The organism is Denitratisoma sp. agr-D3, from assembly GCF_054658675.1.
In genome coordinates, this window is record NZ_BAAGIA010000003.1 from 232,760 (window position 1) to 256,219 (window position 23,460).

Annotated in this window: 17 protein-coding genes and 1 tRNA gene; 4 read left to right on the forward strand and 14 right to left on the reverse strand. The window is 64.6% G+C overall.

Annotated features, from left to right (window positions below):
- Positions 1 to 156: 156 nt before the first annotated feature.
- The 4 genes from ppk1 to ACYQ2U_RS09690 all read left to right on the forward strand — a co-directional run bounded on the left by ppk1 (position 157) and on the right by ACYQ2U_RS09690 (position 6,801).
- On the forward strand, positions 157 to 2,247 hold the full coding sequence (gene ppk1 / locus ACYQ2U_RS09675) for a polyphosphate kinase 1 (RefSeq protein ID WP_459950156.1): 2,091 nt from the start codon (positions 157 to 159) through the stop codon (positions 2,245 to 2,247).
- A gap of 234 nt (positions 2,248 to 2,481) precedes the next feature.
- Complete coding sequence (locus tag ACYQ2U_RS09680) at positions 2,482 to 4,509, forward strand: methyl-accepting chemotaxis protein (protein ID WP_459950157.1); 2,028 nt, start codon at positions 2,482 to 2,484, stop codon at positions 4,507 to 4,509.
- A gap of 286 nt (positions 4,510 to 4,795) precedes the next feature.
- The gene (locus ACYQ2U_RS09685) at positions 4,796 to 5,116 is read left to right on the forward strand and encodes a DUF485 domain-containing protein (RefSeq protein ID WP_459950158.1); all 321 of its coding nucleotides are present in this window, start codon (positions 4,796 to 4,798) and stop codon (positions 5,114 to 5,116) included.
- Positions 5,116 to 6,801: a cation acetate symporter gene (locus tag ACYQ2U_RS09690; RefSeq protein ID WP_459950159.1), complete on the forward strand. Its 1,686-nt coding sequence runs from the start codon at positions 5,116 to 5,118 to the stop codon at positions 6,799 to 6,801. Before ACYQ2U_RS09685 ends, ACYQ2U_RS09690 begins: the two co-directional genes overlap by 1 nt.
- Positions 6,802 to 6,864: 63 nt before the next feature.
- Here the strand turns inward: ACYQ2U_RS09690 and ACYQ2U_RS09695 are convergent, their stop codons facing one another.
- The 14 genes from ACYQ2U_RS09695 to rimO all read right to left on the reverse strand — a co-directional run bounded on the left by ACYQ2U_RS09695 (position 6,865) and on the right by rimO (position 23,249).
- On the reverse strand, positions 6,865 to 8,520 hold the full coding sequence (locus tag ACYQ2U_RS09695) for a methyl-accepting chemotaxis protein (RefSeq protein ID WP_459950160.1): 1,656 nt from the start codon (positions 8,518 to 8,520) through the stop codon (positions 6,865 to 6,867).
- A 4-nt stretch (positions 8,521 to 8,524) separates the two neighbouring features.
- Entirely contained in the window at positions 8,525 to 9,427 is a 903-nt protein-coding gene (locus ACYQ2U_RS09700; protein ID WP_459950161.1) for an HD-GYP domain-containing protein, read from the reverse strand.
- Positions 9,428 to 9,482: 55 nt separating this feature from the next.
- Complete coding sequence (locus ACYQ2U_RS09705) at positions 9,483 to 9,965, reverse strand: DoxX family protein (RefSeq protein WP_459950162.1); 483 nt, start codon at positions 9,963 to 9,965, stop codon at positions 9,483 to 9,485.
- On the reverse strand, positions 9,947 to 10,750 hold the full coding sequence (locus tag ACYQ2U_RS09710; RefSeq protein WP_459950163.1) for an HvfC/BufC family peptide modification chaperone: 804 nt from the start codon (positions 10,748 to 10,750) through the stop codon (positions 9,947 to 9,949). The genes ACYQ2U_RS09705 and ACYQ2U_RS09710 overlap by 19 nt, the downstream gene beginning before the upstream one ends.
- Positions 10,734 to 11,648 carry an MNIO family bufferin maturase gene (bufB, locus tag ACYQ2U_RS09715; RefSeq protein WP_459950164.1) on the reverse strand — a complete coding sequence of 305 codons (915 nt, stop codon included), beginning with the start codon at positions 11,646 to 11,648 and terminating at the stop codon, positions 10,734 to 10,736. Before bufB ends, ACYQ2U_RS09710 begins: the two co-directional genes overlap by 17 nt.
- Positions 11,649 to 11,653: 5 nt before the next feature.
- Positions 11,654 to 11,938, reverse strand: a complete 285-nt coding sequence (locus tag ACYQ2U_RS09720; protein WP_459950165.1) for a BufA1 family periplasmic bufferin-type metallophore — start codon at positions 11,936 to 11,938, stop codon at positions 11,654 to 11,656.
- Between the two features lie 94 nt (positions 11,939 to 12,032).
- Positions 12,033 to 12,209 (reverse strand): anti-sigma factor family protein, encoded by a 177-nt coding sequence (locus tag ACYQ2U_RS09725; RefSeq protein WP_459950166.1) that lies wholly within the window; start codon positions 12,207 to 12,209, stop codon positions 12,033 to 12,035.
- On the reverse strand, positions 12,206 to 12,775 hold the full coding sequence (locus ACYQ2U_RS09730) for a sigma-70 family RNA polymerase sigma factor (RefSeq protein ID WP_459950167.1): 570 nt from the start codon (positions 12,773 to 12,775) through the stop codon (positions 12,206 to 12,208). The genes ACYQ2U_RS09725 and ACYQ2U_RS09730 overlap by 4 nt, the downstream gene beginning before the upstream one ends.
- 71 nt (positions 12,776 to 12,846) lie before the next feature.
- Positions 12,847 to 15,054: a RelA/SpoT family protein gene (locus tag ACYQ2U_RS09735; protein WP_459950168.1), complete on the reverse strand. Its 2,208-nt coding sequence runs from the start codon at positions 15,052 to 15,054 to the stop codon at positions 12,847 to 12,849.
- A 6-nt stretch (positions 15,055 to 15,060) separates the two neighbouring features.
- Positions 15,061 to 16,086: a GSU2403 family nucleotidyltransferase fold protein gene (locus ACYQ2U_RS09740; protein ID WP_459950169.1), complete on the reverse strand. Its 1,026-nt coding sequence runs from the start codon at positions 16,084 to 16,086 to the stop codon at positions 15,061 to 15,063.
- A 134-nt stretch (positions 16,087 to 16,220) separates the two neighbouring features.
- Positions 16,221 to 20,204: a phosphoribosylformylglycinamidine synthase gene (gene purL, locus ACYQ2U_RS09745; RefSeq protein WP_459950170.1), complete on the reverse strand. Its 3,984-nt coding sequence runs from the start codon at positions 20,202 to 20,204 to the stop codon at positions 16,221 to 16,223.
- 163 nt (positions 20,205 to 20,367) lie between these two features.
- Positions 20,368 to 20,443, reverse strand: a tRNA-Ala gene (locus tag ACYQ2U_RS09750).
- Positions 20,444 to 20,505: 62 nt separating this feature from the next.
- Positions 20,506 to 21,912, reverse strand: a complete 1,407-nt coding sequence (locus ACYQ2U_RS09755; protein WP_459950171.1) for an FAD-binding oxidoreductase — start codon at positions 21,910 to 21,912, stop codon at positions 20,506 to 20,508.
- Between the two features lie 2 nt (positions 21,913 to 21,914).
- Complete coding sequence (gene rimO, locus ACYQ2U_RS09760; protein WP_459950172.1) at positions 21,915 to 23,249, reverse strand: 30S ribosomal protein S12 methylthiotransferase RimO; 1,335 nt, start codon at positions 23,247 to 23,249, stop codon at positions 21,915 to 21,917.
- Between the last annotated feature and the right edge of the window lie 211 nt (positions 23,250 to 23,460).

Sequence of the window (23,460 nt, forward strand, 5' to 3'; positions counted from 1 at the left end):
CCGATTCTAGCAGCCGCTGCCGCCCGCGCCGCGGCCTTGACAGCTGGGCGGCGAAGGATTGAACTGTGAGCCCGGCCGCTGGTCATCAAACTGAAACCTAACTGAAAGAACATGGCACGCTCCTCAGACTCACGCCCGGGCAAGGGCAAGCACCCCATGAATCATCCCGTCGTCCATCTTTCCAGCGACCACTTCATCAACCGGGAACTATCCCTGCTGGCCTTCAACCGCCGCGTCCTGGCCCAGGCGGAAGACGAGAACGTTCCCCTGCTGGAACGGCTCAAGTTCCTCTGCATCGTCTCCAGCAACTTGGACGAGTTCTTCGAGGTGCGGGTGGCCGGCATCAAGGAACAGATCAAGCTGGGCAGCACGGTCACCGGCCCCGACGGGCTGCTGCCCGCCGACCTGATGCGCCGCCTCAGCGCCCAGGCCCAGGCCCTGGTGGCCGACCAATACACCCTGCTCAACGACGACATCCTGCCCGAGCTGCGCTCGGAAGGCATCATGTTCTTCCGCCGCGCCGAATGGACGCCGGAACAGCGCAGCTGGATCCGCGACTACTTCCTCACCGAGGTGATGCCGGTATTGACCCCCATCGGCCTCGACCCGGCCCACCCCTTCCCCCGGGTGTTGAACAAGAGCCTCAACTTCGCCATCGAACTACAAGGCATGGACGACTTCGGCCGCAGCGGCGGCGCCGCCATCGTCCAGGCGCCCCGCGCCCTGCCCCGGGTGATCCACCTGCCCAAGGAATTGTCAGGTGTGGACCACGGCTTCGTCTTCCTCTCCTCCATCATGCACGAGCACGTGGACGAGCTGTTCCCCGGCATGACGGTGCTGGGCTGCCACCAGTTCCGCGTCACCCGCAACTCCGACCTGTTCGTGGATGACGAAGAGGTCAAAAACCTGCGCACCGCCCTCCAGGGCGAACTGCCGCAACGCCACCTGGGCGACGCGGTGCGGCTGGAAGTGGCCGCCGACTGTCCCCAGGTGATGACCGACTTCCTGCTCAACCAGATCGGCCTGGGGGCCACCGACCTCTACCGCGTGCCCGGCATCGTCAACCTGGTGCGGCTGATGTCCATCCCCGACCAGGTGGACCTGCCCCACCTCAAGTACGCCCCCTTCCAGCCCGGCCTGCCCAAGGTATTGACCAAGCGCTACGACGTCTTCGCCAGCATCCGCAAGCAGGACATCCTGATGCACCACCCCTTCCAGTCCTTCACCCCGGTGATCCAGCTGCTGCAACAGGCGGCGGACGACCCGGCGGTGGTGGCCATCAAGATGACCCTGTACCGCACCGGCACCGAATCCGTGGTGCTGGAGCAATTGCTCCGCGCCGCCCGCAAGGGCAAGGAAGTGACCGTGGTGGTGGAACTGATGGCCCGCTTCGACGAGGAGGCCAACCTCAACATCGCCGGTCGCCTGGAGGAAGTGGGCGCCCACGTGGTGTATGGCATCTTCGGCTACAAGACCCACGCCAAGATGCTGATGGTGCTGCGCAAGGAAGACTCGGGCAAGAAGATCGGCTACCGCCGCTACGTGCACCTGGGCACCGGCAACTACCACCCCCGCACCACCCGCTTCTACACCGACTTCGGCCTGATGACCTGCCATCCCGAGATCGGCGAGGACGTGAACGAACTCTTCAAGCAGCTCACCGGCATGGGCAAGGCCGCCCCCCTCAAGCACCTGTGGCAGGCGCCCCTGACCCTGCATCCCAACATCCTCAAATCCATCGAACAGGAAACGGAAATCGCCCGGGCCGGCGGCAAGGGCCACATCATCGCCAAAATGAACTCCCTGCTCGAGCAGGAAATCATCGAGGCCCTGTACCGGGCTTCCCAGGCCGGCGTTTCCGTGGACCTCATCGTGCGTGGCGTCTGCGCCCTGCGTCCCGGAGTCAAGGGCCTGTCGGACAACATCCGGGTGCGCTCGGTGATCGGCCGCTTCCTGGAACACCACCGGATCTTCTATTTCCTTGCCGGCGGCAAGGAAACCCTTTACCTCTCCAGCGCCGACTGGATGGAACGCAACTGCTTCCGCCGCATTGAAACCGCCTTCCCCATCCTCGACCCCAAGCTCAAGCGCCGGGTGTTCAAGGAAGGCCTGCGGCCCTATCTGGCGGACAACTGCCAGGCCTGGGAAATGGACAGCCAGGGCGAATACAAGCTCAAGGCCACCCGCCGCGCTCGCATTTGCGCCCAGGAGTTCCTGCTGCGGGAACTGGCCGTTCCCGCCGAATAAATCCCGGTCGCGGCGCCAAGCGCTGCCCACGGCCTTACCCGGCACCCCTGGTGGACGGGCCATCGCCCCTGCGCCCGCCCAGTAACGGCGCGGGCGCAGGGGCTTGTTGCGGTTTTCCGATATTTCTTTTCTAAAGCATCCACCCTATATAGCCATGCAGCCATGGCATCTGGATAGCCGAGGCACCTCCCCATCGAGAACCCAACCGGGCCTTCGCGCCCCCCAGGAAACCCCATGACCATGCTCCTCGCCCCCGCCGTGGCGCTGATGCGCAGTTTCAGCTACCCCAAGAAATTTGCCCTGATCGGCCTGCTCTCGGCCATTGCCGTGGGCTTTCCCCTCGCCAGCATGACGGTCAGCCTGATGGGCTCCATCAAGCAGGGCCAGCGGGAACTGGATGGCGTCGCCGTCATCAAGCCGGTACTCCACGTCGTCCAGGCCCTTCAGCAGCACCGCATGCTCAGCGCCGAAGCCCTCACCAATATCGAGGGCGCCAAAAACCGGATTGCCGATGTGGAAAAGGACGTGGCCGCCGCCTTCGGCGAGGCGGATTTGGTGATGCCCAATCACGGCGCGGCCCTGGAGGTGGACCAGGACTGGGAGGGCATCAAGCAGGAATGGAACAGCCTTGCCACCGAATGGAGCGAACTCACCGTGTCGGCCAACCTGGCCGCCCATGACGACTTGATCGAGCGCGCCCTGAAAATCAACAACAAGGTGCACGACGCCAGCGGCCTGGTGGTGGATCCGGCCCTGGATTCCTACTACTTGGCGAACACTGCCTTCATCACCCTGCCCGACTTTGCCGAGCGCCTGGGCAAGATCAGCGCCGCCGGCATGAGCGTGCTGGCCCGACGCATGATCACCGACGACCAGCGCTTCGCCTTCACCCGCGACCTGGGCAGCCTCAACACCCTCGGCGCCGACCTGCTGGCCGGCCTGGAACGCTCGGCCCAGTACAACGCCGAGATCAAGCCCAAGCTGGACGAGTTCGTACAGAAGTTCACCGCCCGCATCAGCACCCTCACCCACGTCATCGAATACGAAATTGCCTCCGGCCGGCTGGACTCGACTCCGGCCCAGTTCACCGCCCAGGCAGCGGAAGCCATCGACAGCGGCTACGCCGAACTGGGCAATACCCTGCTGCCCACGGTGGACAAACTGATCGGCGACCGGATCGCCCGCCAACGCCTGCTGCTGGCGGTGAACCTGGGCATCGCCGTCCTCCTGTTGCTGGGCTTCGGCTATCTCTCCATCGGCTTCTACCGGGCCATCGTCAGCGACGTGCGCAACCTGTCCAACAGTGCCCGCCGCATCGCCGAGGGCGACCTGACGGCCCGCGTCCCCCTGGCCGCCAAGGACGAGCTGGCCCAGGTCGGCGCCGGTTTCAACACCATGGCCCAGGAACTGGGCGCCCTCATCGGCAAAATCCAGCGCAGCGCCGACAACGTGACCCAGGCCGCCATCCAGCTCACCCGCTCCTCCACCCAGATCCAGGCCAGTTCCAGCCAGCAGAGTGAAGCGGCCACCGCCATGGCGGCTAGCATCGAGCAGACCACCGCCGGCATTGGCCAGGTCGCCGAATTCGCCAGCCAGGCCCAGGCCATCTGCCACGAGTCCGGCGCCCTGCTCGATGAAGGCAGCGACAAGGTGCAGCAAACCGTGCGCGAAATGCAGCAAATCGCCGCCACCGTGCGCGACGCCGCCAACTTGATCGAAACCCTGGGTCAGCGCTCCAGCGAGATTTCAGCCATCATCGACGTGATCAAGGAAATCGCCGAGCAGACCAACCTGCTGGCCCTCAACGCCGCCATCGAGGCGGCCCGGGCCGGCGAGCAGGGCCGGGGTTTCGCCGTGGTGGCCGATGAAGTGCGCAAGCTGGCGGAGCGCACCACCCATTCGACCCAGGACATTTCCGCCATGATCGAAGCCATCCAACAGGGCATCCAACAAGCCGTCGGCAGCATGCAGCAAGGGGTCGGCAGCGTGGATCAGGGGGTGGATCTGGCCAGCCACGCCGGCGCCTCCATGGGCAAGATCAAGGAAGGCACGGCCCGCATGGTCCGCTTCGTGAACGATATTTCCGCTTCCCTCAAGGAACAGAGCGCCGCCAGCAACGCCATCGCTGCCAACATCGAGCAGATCGCCCGCATGGCAGACGAAAACAGCAACGACGTGGCCCGCTCCACCGCCACCGCCCGGGAACTGGAAGAACTGGCCATCCACCTGCAACAGGAAGTCCGCCGCTACCAGGTCGGCTAACCCCGGCAGGCGCCGGGCGCTCCCAGCCCGGCCCCACACTTAGCCTCTCCCTACAGTTCCTCCCCGCTGCTTTCTTCTTCTCCGGGCCGCCCACGGCGGCCCGCCTCGTCTTTCTCCCTCCGCCTTACCACCGTCCCCATCGGCCCATCAGCGCCGGACCGGGCCGCGTCGCGCCCCATTTCTTCAACCCTGGAACATTTCCCCTTCGCTTGTAAGGTAATTAATGTCTTATATAAGAGATAATGAATTCGGAAACTTTTGTAATTATTAATTAGGAAAAGCAACCATGAGCAGCGCGATGTATCAACGGATGCGGGTCAATCCCAAATTCCAAGCCCTGGTGGCCAAACGCGGGCGTTTTGCCTGGACCCTGGCCGCCATCGTCCTCACCCTCTTCTACGGTTTCGTCCTGGCCGTGGCCTTTGCCCCCGCCACCCTTGGCAGCGCCATCAGCGAAGGCTCCCAGCTCACCCTGGGCGTCGTGGCCGAACTGGCCATGTTCATCCTCTTCTGGGGACTCACCGCCTATTACGTCAAGCGCGCCAACACCGAATTCGATGCCCTGACCCAGGAAATCGTCCAAGAAGCCTGGAAGGAGCAGAAATAATGCGTCGCCTGACCACCCTCTTCGCCCGCCTCAACCTCGGCCTGGGCCTTTTCGCCTGTAACGCCATTGCCTGGGCCGGCCCCGCCATGGAAGGCACTGCTGAAAAGCAGGCCACCAACTGGTACGCCATTTCCATGTTCTGCCTGTTCGTGGCCCTGACCATGGGCATCACCTACTGGGCGTCCGGCCGCACCAAGTCCACCGCCGACTTCTACACCGCCGGCGGCGGCATCACCGGCTTCCAGAACGGCCTCGCCATTGCCGGCGACTACATGTCTGCCGCCACCCTGCTGGGCCTCACCGCCATGGTGTACGGCCAGGGCTTCGACGGCTATCTGTACATGATGGCCTTCTTCGCCGGCTGGCCGCTGATCCTCTTCCTCATGGCCGAACGCCTGCGCAATCTGGGCAAGTTCACCTTTTCCGACATCACCGCCTACCGGCTGGACCAGGGCAAGGTGCGCACCATGGCGGCGATTTCGTCCCTGACCGTGGTCTGCTTCTACCTGATCGCCCAGATGGTGGGTGCGGGTCAGTTGATCAAGCTGCTGTTCGGCCTGGACTACAACATCGCCATCTTCGCCGTGGGCATCCTGATGATGGTCTATGTGACCTTCGGCGGCATGGTCGCCACCACCTGGGTGCAGATCATCAAGGCTTGCATGCTGCTCTGCGGCGGCACCCTGGTGATGATCCTGGCTTTCAGCCAGTTCGGTTTCTCCTTCGAGGAGCTGATGAGCAAGGCCACCGCCGTGCACAAGCTGGGCGCCAAGCTCATGACCCCCGGCGGCCTGCTGGCCGACCCGGTCACCGCCATCTCCCTGTCCATGGGCCTGATGTTCGGCACCGCCGGCCTGCCCCACATCCTGATGCGCTTCTTCACCGTCACCGACGCCAAGGAAGCCCGCAAGTCCGTGCTCTACGCCTCCGGCTTCGTGGCCTACTTCTTTAACGTGATCTTCATCATGGGCCTGGCTGCCATCATCATCGTCGGCCAAAACCCCGAGTTCTTTGAAGGCAACACCCTCGGTGCCAAGCTCATCGGTGGCGGCAACATGGTCGCCATGCACCTGTCCAAGGCCGTCGGCGGCAACATGCTGCTCGGCTTCCTCGCCGCCGTGGCCTTCGCCACCATCCTCGCCGTGGTCTCCGGCCTGGCGTTGGCGGGGGCCTCTGCCGTGTCCCACGACCTCTACGCCCGGGTGATCAAGAAGGGCCAAGCCTCCGCCGCCGACGAAATCCGCGTCTCCAAGATTGCCACCATCTGCCTCGGCTTCATCGCCATCGGCCTCGGCATCCTGTTCGAAAAGCAGAACGTCGCCTTCATGGTGGGCCTGGCCTTCGGCATCGCCGCTGCCGCCAACTTCCCCGTGCTGATCCTTTCCATGTACTGGAAGGGCCTCACCACCCGGGGCGCCCTAGCCGGCGGCTACAGCGGCCTGGTGTCCGCCGTGATGTTCGTGCTGCTGTCCAAGTCCGTCTGGGTCGATGTGTTCGGCAACAAGGCCGCCCTCTTCCCCTACACCCAGCCCGCCCTGTTCGCCATGCCCATCGCCTTCTTGATGGCCGTCATCTTCTCCAAGAGCGACGCCAGTGCCCGCGCCAAGGAAGAAATCGACGCCTTCGAAGATCAATACGTCCGCGCCCAAACCGGCTACGGCGCCGCCGCTGCCAGCAACCACTAAGCAGACCGGCGTATGCAAAAGCCCCCGCAGCCACAAGCTGCGGGGGCTTTTCTTTTTGTTGCATCAAGCGAGACGGAAGCGCCCCAATTGCTGGGCCAAATCCGCCGATAGACGAGTAAGTCTTTCCGTGGTGCCCACGACCGGCTGGGTGGCACGCAGATTGTCCGAAGCCATGGTGCCGATATCCGCCAACGTCGCGGCAATGGCATCGCTCTGCCGGACCTGTCGGTCCAGATTAGCGCTCAAAGCGTCCAGAGTTTCCAGGGATTGTTGGGCTCCCTGAGCCAATTGGTCGAGGGGCGGCACGATAGCTTCGATCAAGGCCACGCCCCGCTGCATTTCCGCCTTGCCATGGCCAATGCGGTCCACTGCAATGCCGGTTTCCCGGTCAATGGCATCCATCACCGTGTTGATCTCGGTAGTGGCCTGGGCGGTGCGATCCGCCAGCTTGCGCACCTCATCGGCCACCACGGCGAAGCCCCGGCCAGACTCGCCGGCGCGGGCTGCTTCGATGGATGCATTGAGTGCCAGCAGATTGGTCTGCTCAGCAATTTCCTTCACCGTAGCCAACAGGGTACGTACTGCCAAGGCACGACTGCGCAGGGCCTCCACCGCAGAGGCTGATTGGCTGACGGTGGCAGCAATGGTCACCACCTCCCGTGAAGCATCACCAATCAGGCGGTTGCCTTGCTGTGCCAGGTCTCGTGCAGTCTGAGCCTGACACCGGCTTGTGTCGGCACTGGCGGAAATCTGGCGACTATCCTGCACCAGCCCGGCCACGGCTTGAGCCACCTGGGCCACAGCCTCGTGCTGGGCGGTGCTACCGGAACGAACCTTGTCCACCGGTGCGTTTAGGGAATGGGCAGCCCCCTGCACATCCTGAGCCGAGTCCTGCACAGCACCGATCAAACTCGCCAGGGATTGCTGCATGAGCACCAGCGCCCGGGCCAATCGGGCGGTTTCGTCGCTGCCTGCCGCCGCATCACCGGCGCCACTGCCCCATGCGCGCAAATCGCCCTGGGCCACCCCATCGGCAAAAGCGACTGCCCGTAGCAGAGGGCCGCTGATGCTGCGGGTCACAACCCAGGCCAGCACCAGACCAAGAATCACCGCTGAAGCCGTGAGCAAGGCCATGAACTGCCGTGTGCGCCCGGCTGCGGCATCCTGTTCCACCAAGGCCTGCTGCATGGAGGCATGCTGACGAGCCACCAGATCCCCGCCGGTTAGCAGCAGGGCCTCCAGGGCAGGCCGTGTCTTGCCGGCGAAATGCTGGCGAGCACTCTGGGGACCACCTATTTCAATCTGCTCCACGGTTTCCCGAAACAGATCACCGTACCGGTCCCGTTGGGACGCCAGTTGTTCCAACTGCGCTTTGTCTTCGCCGCTACTGGCGGACTGCAGTTTGGCCAGGGCTTCGTCGGCTGCGGCATTGGCGGCATCCATCTGGCCATAGAGGGGTACACGTTGCTCCCGCTCGGGCGTGACGAGCAGTTGCAATAATGGCAGTGCTGCCCCCTGGGCCTGGCGCTGCAGGGTTTCCGCCAAGACAACCTTGAGAGATTGTTCGTCCACGATGCGCCGGGCTACTGCAGCCTGACGCTGCATGTGCAGCAGGGCGAAACCCGCCAAAGCCAGGAGCAGGGCCAACAGCAGGGAGAACGCCAGAGTCAGGCGGGGGCCAATCGGCAGACGACGGAACAAAGCAATGAGGACGTCCATGGTTTCAGCCCCCCATCAGTGCGGGAGACAGCAGCCGGGCCGATTCCTGGATCAGACCGCGAATCAGGTTTTCATCCGGGCGCGGTGCCAGGGTGCCGGGACCAGCCTTGGCCCCGGTGGCCACCGGCGCCAGGGAGATCCCTTCGAGCCGGTACTCGCCGCAGCAGGCCGGGCAGTGCACGGTGTCGCCGGGCCGGGCGCCCCGCTGTACCACCACGGTAGGGCCGCACATAAGGCACTCGCGCAGGGGAATTCCCTCGTCACTATGGCCGACGATGTGATCGAGGGCACCAGCCTCGCCCAGCGCGATGAAGCATTCGCCGAAGTCGCCATCGAACTGACGGCCCAGATTGTCACGCAGGATACCCAGGGCCTTTTCCACCGTCATGCCGCGCCGGTAGGGACGGCTGCTGGTCATGGCGTCGAAAGCATCGCAAATGCCCACGATGCGGGCCACGGGAGGAATTGCCCCACCCTGCAGCCCCCTGGGATAACCCTGCCCGTCGGGCGTTTCATGGTGGGCGAAGACGGCATCCATGACCAGCGCAGAAAAAGGATGGCCCGCCAGCATGCGTCGCCCCACGTCGGGATGGGTCTTGATCACGGCGTATTCCTCATCACTGAGTTTGTCTTTCTTGTTCAGGATGGCATCGGGAATGCCCACCTTGCCCAGGTCATGGAGAAAGCCCCCCACGGCAATGCGGGCTGCCTCTTCCTCCGGCAGGCCAGCCTTGTCCGCCAGCAGGCGGGAAAAACGAGAAACGCGCCAGAGGTGGCCGCCGGTGTAGGGGTCCCGAGCCTCCACCACCCAGGCCATGACCAGCAAGCTGGCCAATACCTTTTCGTCCTGACTATCTAGCGAGCCCCGGGCGGCGGGACGGTGGCGAAAGAAATCAAAGAAGCTCATGACGGACTCCGGAAAGGACAGGGCATGACCTTGAGTCGTGGCTGTGGTCCATTCCTTACACCGGCCAACGACGGCGGCACCAGGCATCCAAGGACCAGCGACCTGGGCCGTGGAATAGGGTGACCAAGAGCAAGGCGCCCCACAGCACATGGTCTTGCAGGCCGAGGTCGGAAATGTCGGGAAAGGAAATGGCCGCCATCAGGTTGGTGACGAACAGGCCAGCGGCGGCGAAGCGTCCGGCCAGGCCCAATACGAGCAGCACGGGCAGGCACAACTCGCCCGCTGTGCCCATGACTGCAGCCAGGTGGGGTGGCAGCACGGGCACTGCGTAAACGTAGTCGAACAGATTCAGGGTGCCCGACCAATCGCTGATCTTGAGCACGCCGGAACGGAAAAATACTTCCGCCACGTAGAGTCGCAGGGCCAGGTCGAACAGGGGCGTCAGGTAGTGCTGGAGCCGATCCACCAAGCGGCAGGCCAGGGCGTAGCTGTGGCGGCAGAAAAGAGACAGGGAACGGTTTATGGTGACACCTCGCATAAGGGTGGCAAGCCGGCGATGCCGAGGATGAGACCGCTGCGCAGATGCCGGTGCAGCACTTCGCCCAGGTCGAAACCGGGGTCGTGTTCGAGCGCGGCCGCGACGGCATCGGCCAGTACCCTGCCCTGGCCCAGCACCTCAAGGAAACGGTATTCGCTCCTGGTCAGGGCAGCGACCCGCACGCCCTCGGCGTGGCGTTGGAGCAGCACCGGCTGCCCCTGGGTGAAGTCCACGGTGAAGTCACCCGCATAGCCCGGCTGGTTCACTGCCCAGATGCGGGCCAAGGGCCAAGCGGATGCGAGCAAACGGTGGCCGGGGTCCAGGCGAAAACACACGCCGCCCCAGTCGGTGCCATCCATGGTGGCGAGGGCCGCCAGGTCCTGCTTGGGCGCAGCAGGGGCCGTGTGCACTTGTTGGATGCACCATTCCAGTCGCGCCACGTCGGGCAAATAGGCCAAGGAAGCTGCCGGCGCGTAAGCCGCGAGGAGGCGGTCGAAATCGTCGCCATAGTCATTCAAGTCGCCGCTGCGGCTGGGCACTTGCATGGCGTAGGCGCGGGCCGCCGCCGCGAAGAAATCCGGCCCGACGATGGCCTGTACCAAGGGATAGGTGGCCGTCAGGGCTGCCGACAGATTGGCCAGAATGCTGGTCCGATACGCCGCCAGCCCCTGTGCTGCGCGCTGGCACGCCGGATGCACAAAACGGCCAAGAAAATACCGATGGTCGGCCCCGTCACCAAACGTCGCCGCGGCAAAGGCGGCCTGCATGTCACGCAGCGTAGGCATGACGCACCTCCCCGGCCAGGTTCAACAGGCGCTGGGCTTCGGCCGCCTCGGCTTGCAGCACGGAAAACACGGGAATGTCCTGGTCCCATTCGATCAAGGTCGGCACGGGGCCGAACCGGTCCAAGGCCCTGGCGTAGAGGTCCCAGACCGCAGGCCAGACCGGGCGCGAGTGGGTATCCACCAGCAGGCCATCCGTCTCCTCGTAGCCGGCCAGGTGGATTTCCGCCACCGCCGCCAAGGGAATGCCGGCCAGGAACTCATCGGCGCTGAAGCCGTGGTTGCAGGCGCTGACGTAAATGTTGTTCACATCCAGCAGCAAACCGCAGCCGGTACGGCGGGCCACTTCAGCCACGAACACCCATTCCGGCATGTCCTCGGGCAGCAGCCGCAAATAGCTGGAGACGTTTTCCACCAGGATCGGCCGGCCCAGGGTTTCCTGCACCTGGTCCACGTGGTCGCAGACACGGTCCAGGGCTTCGCGGCTATAGGGCAAGGGCAGCAGATCGTTGAGCCAGCGCCCGCCGATGGCCGACCAGCACAGGTGTTCCGACACCGCCGCCGGTTGGACCCGATCCACCAGGGCCTTGAGTTGGCCCAGGTGGCGCGGGCAAGGGTCGTCGGCCCCGCCCAGGGAGAGGCCGACGCCGTGCAGGCTGAGGGGATAGTCGCGGCGAATCCGGTCCAGCACCGCCAAGGCTGGCCCACCAGCGGAAAACCAGTTTTCACTGTGCACCTCAAACCAGGTACAGGCGGGGCCTTGCTCCCGGACCAGCGCCAGATGGGGAGAGCGCAGCCCGATCCCCGCCGCCAGGGGCAAGGCGGCCAGGGACTGGGCCGCCTTGCCCCGTGACGCCGGGGCTGGAATATCCGTCGGAGCAGGAACCAAATCGGCGACCATGACGATTACTTCTTCATGCCGTCGTCGGCGGGCGTCATCTTGCCGCCCATCTTGAGGCAGCTGCCCTTGGGCACCAGCTTGAAGTCGTTGGGGTCGTTGTCCATCTTGGACTGACCGGCGCAGGAATGCTTGCTGGTCTTGCTGCCGCAGTCGTTCTGCCCGGCCTTGGCGATGCCGAAGCACTTTTCCTTGGCTTCGTCGGCGGCCTGGGCGGTCACGGCGGTGGAAAGGAAGCCGGCGGCCAGCAGGGCGGCAGCGGTGGTCTGGATCAGGGTACGGGTGTTTTGCATGGCATTTCTCCTTGAAGGAATGGGAAGGCCGGATTGACCTTCTGCCCTTCAGTCGGAGACCTGCCGGATTCCTTACACCCGGATGGAATTTTTTTTACAGCCGCCAGGGATGCTGCGACAAGGCCTTGCGCAAAAAGCGGAAATGCTTGCGGGTATTGCGGCAACCGCTGCAAATCAGCAGGTGCAGGCGCAGGTGAAGGCGTTCCGCCAGGGTCAGGCGGCGATCCAGCCCCTGGGAAATGAGTTCGGTGGCGTGTTTGCAACTGATCACGATGCGATTTCTCCAAACCAGCGCAGGCTCAGGCATTCCCGCAGCGCCAGGCGCGCCCGATGCAACAGCACCCAGCAGTTGGACGAACTGATGGCCAATTCCTTACAGATTTCGTCCGTCTCCAGGCCGAGGAATTCCCGCATGGTGAATACCCGGGCCGGCGATGCAGGGAGCTGGGTCAGGCAGGCGTCCATGGTTTCCCAAAACCGCTTCTGCTCCAGGCTGGCTTCCGGATCGCCCCAGGCGAAGGGCATCTCGATCCAATGGTTGCGCTCATCGAACAATCCCGCCAGGGCGTCGTCCAGGGCCGCCTCCGCATCCACGTCGTCCCGGTTGCGGCTGGCCCGGCGTAATTCATCAATGATCTTGTTCTTGAGGATGGCGAACACCCAGGTGGAAAAAGCCGCCTCGCCCTTGAACTGAGCAGCCCCCTCCATCGCCGCCAACAGGGCATCCTGCACCACGTCCTCGGCCGCCGCAGCCGAACGCAGTTGCAAGCGGGCAAAGCCGAGCAAGCGGGGGCGCAGCGCAGCGATGATGGCGTGGAGATCAGCGGCAGCGGTCATGGTTGCCTTGACGCAATGAAGGGGTGCGGGCGGATTGTAGAGGAAGCCTTCCTTGCGCTCCCCCTCATCGCCTAGCCCCGCGTCACGCCCAGCACGCCCGGCACTTCGCCGAGCAGGGCGAAAATCCGCTGGAGCGAGGCCGTGCCCGGCATTTCCACGGTGAAGCACATGCGGGCGGTGTTTCCCTTGGACAGGGTGTTCACGGCGGTGACGTTGAGCTTCTCTTTCGAGAAGACTTCCGAGATGTCCCGCAGCAGGCCCTGGCGGTCGCCGGACTCGACGATGATGTCCACCGCGTAGAGGGCGTCCAACTGGCCCTGGCCCCATTCGGCGGTGATCACCCGTTCGGGGTTCTGCTTGGCCATGTTGAGGAAGTTGGCGCAGGTCGGGCGATGGATGGAAACACCCTTGCCCCGGGTGACGAAGCCCGAGATCACGTCCGGCGGCGCCGGCTTGCAGCAGCGGCCCAACTGGGTGAGCAGCTTGTCCACGCCGACGATGAGCACCTTGGAGTCGCCGGCCTTGCTGCGGCGGGTGACGATTTCGGGCAGTTCCTGACTCTCGGCGGATTCGCCGCGCAGGGCCACTTGCAGGGCCCGTTGCCCCAGTTCGCCGTGGCCGGCGACGCGGAACATGGTCTCCGCATCCTTGAACCCCAGCTTGTGGGCCAACTCTTCCAGATTGATCTGGCTGGATTTGCCACCTACCCCCTCCCGTTGCAACTCCTTCTGCACAAAGGTTCGCCCCTGGGCCAGGGCTTCCGCCTCGTCCTGGGCGGTGAACCATTGCTTCACCTTGCGCTTGGCGCCCGGGGTGGCGAGGTAGCCCTGGGTGGGGTTGAGCCAGTCACGGGAAGGCCCGCCGCTCTTGGCGGCCACCACCTCGACCCGCTGGCCGTTGAGCAGGGGCCGGTTGAGGGACACCAGTTGGCCGTCCACCTTGGCGCCCCGGCAGCGGTGGCCCAGGTCGGTGTGCAGACGATAGGCGAAGTCCAGGGGCGTGGCGCCCCGGGGCAGGTCGATCACCTGGCCCTGGGGCGTCAGCACGTAGATGGTGTCGTCGAGGGAGGCTTGCTTGAAGCGTTCCAGCCATTGGCTGGAATCGGTCACTTCATCGCGCCACGACAGCAGACTGCGCAGCAGGGCGATCTTTTCGTCGTAGTCGGAATCGGCCACCGTCGGCGCGCCGGACTCCTTGTAGCGCCAGTGGGCGGCCACACCCAGCTCGGCGTGCTGGTGCATTTCCCGGGTTCGGATCTGCACCTCCAGGGAACGGCCATCCTCGGCCATGACGGCGGTGTGCAGGGAGCGGTAGTTGTTGCCCTTGGGCTGCACGATGTAGTCGTCGAACTCGCCGTGCACCGGCTGCCACAGCTGGTGCACCAGGCCCAGGGCGGCGTAGCAGTCCTTGACCTCGTCCACGATCACCCGCAGGGCGCGAATGTCATACACCTGGGAAAAGTCCAGGTGCTTGGCCCGCATCTTGTTCCAGATGCTGTAGATATGCTTGGGCCGGCCATAGACCTCGGCCTTGATGCCAAGGGCCGCCAGCTCGTCGCGGATGCGCTTGACCGCGTTGTTGATGAAGGCCTCGCGCTCCAGGCGCTTCTCGTCCAGCATCTTGGCGATGCGCTTATAGGTCTCGGGTTCGAGGAAGCGGAAGGACAGATCCTCCAGTTCCCACTTGAAGTTCCACACCCCGAGCCGGTTGGCCAGGGGGGCGTAGATGTCGAGACTTTCCCGGGCGAATTCGCGGCGGACGGATTCGTAGCGTTCGTCCTTCTGCTCCGACAGCCAGCGCAGGGTCTGGGTGCGGGAGGCCAGACGCAGCATGACCACGCGGATGTCCTCCACCATGGCCAACAGCATCTTGCGCAACACCTCAGTCTGTTCCTTGACCGGGTTGCTGTCGTCGGCGCGGGTCAGCAGGCGCAGGGGGGCGAGCCGTTGCAGGCCCTTGAGCATATGGGCCACGGCGGCGCCGAACTCGGCGCCAATCCGCTCGTCGCCGTCCGGCAGGTCGACGTAAACATCGAACAGCAAGGCCGCGATGCGGGTGTCCAGGTCATGCCCCTGGCCGGCCAGGATCACGGCGGTCGCCAGGGCATGGAGCAATACCGGCTCGCCGGTGCCCAGGGTGCGCTCGCCGTAGGTGTCGCGGGCAAAGGCAAAGGCCGCCCGCAGCCGTGCCTGCTCGGCGGCATCGAGGCCCACCTCGGCCAGATACAAGGCATCGGCGGCCTGGGCGCTTCCTGAAACGGCGTGAACGACGGAAACCATGGCGAATCAATCTTTCAAATATTGGCCCAGGATGTCCACCAAGGCGGGATGGGCAGCCGCCTTGGTGCAGAGGCGTGCCTTCAAGGCATGAATCGGGTGGGTCATGGCAGCCGGGGCCTCGGCAAAGGCCCTGGCCAAAAGATGGGGCTCTTCGTCAGCCAGCACAGCCCCCAGCACCAGGGCTTGATGTTGGTCCTTGGCCGCCTTTTCCGCCGCCCCTTGCCGCTGGCTGGCGGCATAGAGCTTGTGCCATACCAGCCGGGCCGCCTGAGGCAGGCGCACGGGGATGCAATGCCCCCCGGCCAACAGGTGGCCGGACTCGGCATCGGCCAGCAGATAGTCGTAATGAGGAATGGCTTGGGCGGTCCATTCCAGTTCGGGCACGGCGATGGCCGCCCCCAGTTGCGGCCCCGGTGCCAGCACGTCTACCCGCAAGCCTTCCACCCCCGGCAACTTGACCGAAGTGGACGGCGCCGTGGAAGGCAGACCCGGTACGGCAACAAAGGGCAGACCTGTCGCTTTCATGGTGTCAAGAAAAGACAAGGGCGTCGCCAGCTTCAAGGCTTGGCGCCGGGCCAAATCCACGTCAAGGGTACGCGCGGAAACGGCCATGACGCCCAGTTCGTTCAGCCACGCCATGTAACCCAGGGTACCGACCAACACCAAGCCCGCGTCGAATGCGCCCCGGTTATGCAACTCCACCAGCACCCTTGCGGTGGCTTTGTCCGCCACCTGGAAGCCCAGCTTGCGCAGGGCCGAAACCTGATCGGCCGCCCATTCGGCGAAGGCGATACGGTCTCGCATCTCGCCCAAGGCGACTTCGTCTCCCTCTTTGGCCACCAGGGTTTCGCTGACCTTGCGGGGTACGCTGTAGAACACGCGGTACCAATAACCCCGCCCACTGCCACTGCGCAGGGCCAAGGAGCCCGGCGTTCCCGGCAGCAACTCCCCGGCTGCCAGGGTGCGCTCCTTCAACTCGCCGTACTGGGTACGAAAAGCCAATTCATGCAAGTGGTAGAGCGGTGAACTCACGACATTCGCCCCCTGGAGGTTCCCCCACGGTTGAGGGGATACGACTCTAACACCAAACCCAGGCATACCCCATAAATTTGAAAATCATGGGGTATGCCTCACCGCCACCCGACCCGCAGGGCTTAAAACCCGCCTCAGCCCACCCAGTGCCGCGCGTTGCGGAACATGGTCATCCAGGGGCTGTCCTCGCCCAGGCCCTCGGGGTGCCAGGACATCTGCACGCTGCGGAAGACCCGCTCGGGGTGGGGCATCATGATGGTGAAACGACCGTCGGCCGTGGTGACACCGGTGATGCCGTCGGGGGAGCCATTGGGGTTGTAGGGGTAGCTGGTGGCCACCGCACCCTTGTTGTCCACATAGCGCAGGGCGGTGATCGCCTTGGCGGGATCGCCGGCGAACACGGCACGGCCTTCGCCGTGGGACACCACCACAGGCACCTTGCTGCCGCCCATGCCCTTGAAAAAGACGGAGGGCGACTCGGGGATTTCCACCATGACGAAGCGGGCCTCGAACTGCTCGCTGCGGTTGCGGTGGAAAGTAGGCCAGGCTTCGGCGCCGGGGATGATGGACGCCAGGTTGCTCATCATCTGGCAGCCGTTGCAGACGCCCAGCGCGAAGGTGTCAGCGCGGTTGAAGAAGGCGGCGAACTCGTCCTTGAGGCGGCTATTGAAGAGGATGGACTTGGCCCAACCCTGACCGGCCCCCAGCACGTCACCGTAAGAGAAGCCGCCGCAGGCGGCGAGGCCCGCGAAATCGGCCAGCTTGACGCGGCCAGATTGCAGATCAGACATGTGCACATCCACGCTGGCGAAGCCGGCGCGGTCGAAGGCAGCTGCCATTTCCACCTGACCGTTCACACCCTGCTCCCGCAGAATCGCAATCTTGGGCCGCTGGCCCAAAATTGCAGGCCCATTAGCCCCCCGCCCCCCATCCCCCGCCCGGGCGGGGGCTTCTAGCTGGCCACCCGCCAAACGGGTGGGATCAAAGGTCAGTTGCACAGTGAGGCCGGGATTCACGTCGGCGATGGCGTCGAACTCCTCCTTGGCGCAGGCGGGGTCATCCCGCAGGCTGGCGATCTGGAAGCTGACTTCGCTCCAGATCTTTTGAAGTTCAGCACGAGTGGCCTTGAAGGCCTGCTTGGCGTTACGCCAGACACGCACTTCATCGGCGGTATTGGTGTTGCCGATCAGGTGGCTGCACTTGCCCAAGCCCGCATCGCGCAGGGCCTGCATGACGGCACTGCGGTCAGCGTGACGGATTTGTACCACGGCGCCCAGTTCTTCGTTGAACAGGGCGGAAATCAGCTTGTCGTTGAAGCGACCTTCAATGACGCGAGGACCGCGCTCGATGCCGTCCACGTCGTTCATCAGGTCGTCGTAGCAAAGGGCGTCCATGTTCAGGGAAACGCCGACGCGCGAGGCGAAGGCCATTTCGCAGACCGTGGCGAACAGGCCGCCGTCGGAACGGTCGTGATAGGCCAGCAGCTTGCCTTCGTTGTTGAGTTTCTGGATGACATTGAAGAAGGCCTTGAGGCTTTCCACTTCGGCATCGGGCACCGCGGCGCCGATCATCTTGCCGCCTTCGCCGAAGACTTGCGCCAGGGCGGAGCCACCCAGGCGGTTCTTGCCCTGCCCCAGGTCGATCAACAGCAGTTCAGTTTCACCCACCTCGGCATCGGCCCGCAGTTGGGGCGTCAGGGTCTTGCGCACGTCGGTGCAGGGGGCAAAGGAGGTCACGATCAGGGACAGGGGCGCAGCTACTTGCTTGGCCTCGCCCTGGTCTTCCCAGCGGGTGCGCATGGACAGGGAGTCCTTGCCCACAGGAATGGAGACGCCCAGTTGGGGACAGAATTCCAGGCCCACGGCTTTCACCGTGTCGAACAAGGCGGCATCTTCACAGCCGTGGCCGGCGGCGGCCATCCAGTTGGCGGAGAGCTTGATGTCGCCCAGGTCCTTGACGGAGGCGGCGGCCAGATTGGTGATGGCCTCGCCCACGGCCATGCGGCCGGAGGCAGCGGCGTCCACCAGGGCGATGGGGGTGCGCTCACCCATGGCGAAACATTCGCCCAGCGTGGTGTCATAACCCATGGCGGTGACGGCCACATCGGCCACGGGCACCTGCCAGGGACCAACGAACTGGTCGCGGGCGGTAAAGCCGCCCACGGTACGGTCACCAATGGTGATGAGGAAGCTCTTGGAAGCCACGGACGGCAGGCGCAGCACGCGCTCGGCGGCTTCCTTGAGATCAAGGCCGGTGGTGTCGAAACCGGCGGGAGTCACGGTACCGTGGCTGGCGTTGCGGTGCATTTTGGGCGGTTTGCCCAGCAGCACTTCCATGGGCATATCGACGGGCTTGTTGCCGAAGACATCGTCCTTCACTTCCAGATGGTCGTCGTCGGTGGCGACGCCGAGCACGGCGAAGGGGCAGCGTTCCCGCTCGCACAGGGCGCGGAATTCGTCGAGGCGCTCCGGCGCGATGGCGAGGACGTAACGCTCCTGGGATTCATTGCTCCAGATTTCCCGGGGGGACATGCCGGGTTCTTCGGAGGGCAGCGCCCGCAGGTCGAACTTGGCACCGCAACCGGCATCGTGGGCCAGTTCGGGCATGGCGTTGGAGATACCGCCGGCGCCCACGTCGTGGATGGCGAGGATGGGATTGTTCTCACCCATCTGCCAGCAGCGGTCGATCACTTCCTGGGCGCGGCGCTGGATTTCCGGGTTGCCCCGTTGCACGGAAGCGAAGTCCAGGTCGGCGGTGTTGGTGCCGGTGGCCATGGAGGAAGCGGCACCACCGCCGAGGCCGATCAGCATGCCGGGGCCACCGAGTTGGATCAGCAGGGAGCCGGGGCCGAACTTGATCTTGAAGGAATCCCGGTCGGCGATGTTGCCCACGCCGCCGGCGATCATGATGGGCTTGTGATAGCCCCGCATCTCGCCGTTGAATTCCTGCTCGAAGGTACGGAAGTAGCCGGTCAGGTTGGGACGGCCGAATTCGTTGTTGAAGGCAGCGGCCCCCAGAGGGCCGTCGATCATGATGTCCAGCGCCGAGGCGATGCGTTCGGGCTTGCCGTAGCCAGACTCCCAGGGCTGCACATAGCCGGGAATCTTCAGATCGGACACGGAGAAACCGCAAAGGCCGGCCTTGGGCTTGGAGCCCCGGCCGGTGGCACCTTCATCGCGAATTTCACCGCCGGAACCAGTGGCGGCACCGGCGAAGGGAGCGATGGCGGTGGGGTGGTTGTGGGTTTCCACCTTGGCCAGGATGTGGGTCTTTTCCGTGGAGTAGGCGTAGCTGCCATCCGCACGGGGGAAGAAGCGCTGGATCTCGGCCCCTTCCACCACGGCGGCGTTGTCGGAGTAAGCCACCACCGTGCCCTCGGGATGGGCCTTGTGGGTCTCGCGGATCATGCCGAAGAGAGAGTGGGACTGGTCCTGACCATCCACGGTCCAGCTGGCGTTGAAAATCTTGTGGCGGCAATGTTCGGAGTTGGCCTGGGCGAACATCATCAACTCCACGTCGGTGGGGTTACGGCCCAGCTTGGTGAAGTTGCTCACCAGGTAATCGATTTCGTCCTCGGACAGGGCCAGGCCCAGTTCGCCGTTGGCCTGTTCCAGGGCCGCGCGGCCACCACCCACCACGTCCACCGTCGTCAAAGGCTGGGGAGCGAAATGGCGGAAGAGTTGCTCGGCTTCGTCGATGGTGGCGAGCACCGATTCGGTCATGCGGTCATGGAGCTTGGCAGCCACGACTGCCTTGTCCACGCCCTTGCCGGCCAGGCGGTAGGCGATGCCGCGCTCGATGCGCTTGATGCCGACGAAGCCGCAATTGTTGGCGATGTCGGTGGCCTTGGAAGCCCAGGGCGAAATGGTGCCGATGCGCGGCGTCACCAACAACAGCTCGCCGTCGGCCTCGGCCGGCAGCGTGGCGGGAATGCCCAGCAGATCCTTCAGCCGCGCCACCTCGCCGTCGGCCAGAGCGCCTTCCGTCTCGATGAAATACCAGTGCTCGGCATGCAGACCGGCCAGGGCGGATGCCGCGCTGCGGGCCTGTTCAAGGAGACGGGAAAGACGGGAAGCGGAAAAGGCGGCGGTGCCGCGCAGCTTGAGGATTTGGGGCATGGTAGGAGCGCCGGAGCGGAAGCTGAAAAAAGCAGGCAAGTGGCGGCAAGCGCCGGGGCCGAATTATACCTGCCCACCCGTTCCGCCCCGTCGGCCAGGACCATGAAAATCCGGGCCCGGAAAAGCAAAAAGGCCCGTCGCAATGACGGGCCTTTTTTTGTTTTGGTGGAGGTACGCGGGATCGAACCGCGGACCTCTTGCATGCCATGCAAGCGCTCTCCCAGCTGAGCTATACCCCCGAAACAGAGACGCGCATTATAGAGATGGATTTCTTTTTGTAAAGACTTTTGCGCAAAATTTTTCAGAGCACCTTGCCCGGATTCATTAAGCCCTTGGGATCGAAGGCGCTTTTCACGGCCCGCATCATGTCCATTTCCACCGTGCTCTTGTAGCGCACCACCTCTTCCCGCTTGAGCTGCCCCAGGCCATGCTCAGCGGAAATGGAACCGCCCAGTTCGTGCACCAGGTCATGCACCAGCCGATTGACGGCGTCGGATTGGGCGATGAACGCGGCGTTGTCCTGGGCGACCGGCTTGGACTGGTTGTAATGCAGGTTGCCGTCGCCAATGTGACCGAAGCAGACGATGCGCAATCCGGGAAAGGCCTCGGCCAGACAGGCGTCGGCCCGGCGGATGAACTCGGCGATGCGCGACACCGGCACGGCGATGTCGTGTTTGATGGAAACACCCTCGATGCGCTGGGCCTCGGAGACGTTTTCGCGCAAGGCCCACAGGGCGCGGACCTGGGTCTCGTTGCGGGCCACCGTGGCATCCCGTACCAGGCCCGCCTCGCAGGCCGAGGCCAGGGCCTCTTCCAGGGCGGTCGTCAGATCGCCGGCCAGGGTGTCGGACAGTTCCACCAGCACCTGCCACTCATGGCCGGCGCCGGCAAAAGGTTCGCGGCTGCCGGGAATGTGTTTGAGCACTAGGTCCAGCGCGGGCCGGCCGACGATTTCGAAGGCCGTGACCCGATCGCCCATCGCCGCCCGCAGACGGGACAGCAGGGCCACCGCCGCCGCCGGATCGGCCACCGCCGCCCAGCCGGTGGCTTTGACCCGGGGCTGGGGAAACAGCTTGAGCACGGCGGCGGTGATCAGGCCCAGGGTGCCTTCGGCGCCGATGAACAAGTGCTTCAGGTCGTAGCCGGTGTTGTCCTTGCGCAGGCCGCGCAGGCCGTTCCACAGCCGTCCGTCGGGCAACACCGCCTCGATGCCCAGCACCAGGTCGCGGGCATTGCCGTAGCGCAGCACCTGCACGCCGCCGGCGTTGGTGGACAGATTGCCGCCGATGGTGGCGCTGCCTTCGGAGGCGAGGGAAAGGGGGAACAGGCGGTCCACGGCGGCGGCGGCCTGCTGCACGTCATGGAGGGTGCAACCGGCCTCCACCGTGACGGTATTGTTGTCGGCATCCACGGCGCGGATTTTGTTCAGCCGACCAAGATGGACCACCACCTCGGGACGCTGCCCGGTAGGCGTGGCACCGCCGCACAAGCCGGTATTGCCGCCCTGGGGCACCATGGCGACGCCGGCCTCGGCGCACAGCCGCACCACGGCGGCCGCTTCCTCGGCACTGGCCGGGCGCACCACGCACAGGGCATCGCCCCGGTAGCGACCGCGCCAGTCGCTGCAATAGGGGGCCGTCTCCGGCCCGTCGCGCAATACATGGCCCGCCCCGACTACGTCCCGCAACGCGGCGATCAGGGCGTCCATGCTTATTCCGCCACCGTGGCGTAAAGGTCGTGCACGTCGCAATCGGTGACGGTCACTTCGGCGAACTCGCCGACCTCCAGGTCGTGACCGTCGGTGACATAGACCACGCCGTCGATCTCCGGCGCATCGCCTTCGCTGCGGGCGATGGCGCCCTCCTCGTCGATGTCGTCCACCAAGACCTGGATGCGACGGCCGATCTTGCGCTCCAAGCGCTGGGTGCTGATGTCCTCCTGGTGCTGCATCAGGCGCATGCGGCGCTCTTCCCGCAACTCGAAGGGCAATTGGCTGGGCAGCTCGTTGGCGGCGGCGCCTTCCACGTCGGAATAGGCGAAGGCACCGACCCGGTCGATCTGCGCCTCGTCGAGGAAGTCGAGCAGCTCGTTGAATTCCCGCTCGGTCTCGCCGGGGAAGCCGGTGATGAAGGTGGAACGGATGGTCAGGTCCGGCACTTCCCGGCGCCAGGCCTGGATGCGGTCCAGCACTTTCTCTGCGCTGGCGGGACGCTTCATCAGCTTGAGGATGCGCTCGGATGCATGCTGGAAGGGGATGTCCAGGTAAGGCAGGATCTTGCCTTCCTTCATCAGAGGGATCAGGTCATCCACGTTGGGATAGGGATAGACGTAGTGCAGCCGCACCCACATGCCCAGATCGCCCAAGGCATTGCAGAGGTCGTAGAGCTTGGTCTTGACCGGCTTGCCGCCCCAGAAACCGGTGCGGTACTTGACGTCCACCCCATAGGCGCTGGTGTCCTGGGAGATCACCAGCAACTCCTTGACCCCGGCGTCGCGCAGGGCTTCGGCTTCCTTCATCACGTCGCCGATGGGCCGACTGACCAGATCACCGCGCAGGGAGGGAATGATGCAGAAGGTGCAGCGGTGGTTGCAGCCCTCAGAAATCTTCAAATAGGCAAAATGGTCCGGCGTCAGGCGGATGCCCTGGGGCGGCACCAGATCCACGTAGGGGTCGTGCTCCGGCGGCAGATGGGCATGCACCGCCTCCATTACTTCCTGGGCGGCGTGGGGGCCGGTCACCGCCAGCACGCTGGGGTGGGTCTGCTTGACGATGTCGCCCTTGGCGCCCAGACAGCCGGTGACGATCACCTTGCCGTTCTCGGCCAGGGCCTCGCCGATGGCCTCCAGGGATTCCTCCACCGCGGCGTCGATGAAGCCGCAGGTATTCACCACCACCAGATCCGCCCCTTCATAACTGCCGCTGATCTCGTAGCCCTCGGCCCGCAGCCGGGTCAGGATCTGCTCGGCATCCGACGAAGCCTTGGGACAGCCCAGGGAAACGAAACCCACGGTGGGCACCGAGGCATTCTGGCGAACAACAGTCATGGCGGGACAACCTGGAAGGGAAAGGGTCGGGAGTTTACCCGATGCCAACATTTGCTTCAGTTGATCCGGCCAAGGCAATCCCCGCCAGCACAAGCAGTCCTGGCGGCCCTTTGCCCACCAGGGATATTCCCAGGCAAGGCCCTCACCCAACCCAGCCGGCGCGGTGGGACCGGGGGCAATCATGGAAGCGGGGGCAATCACAGTATGATTG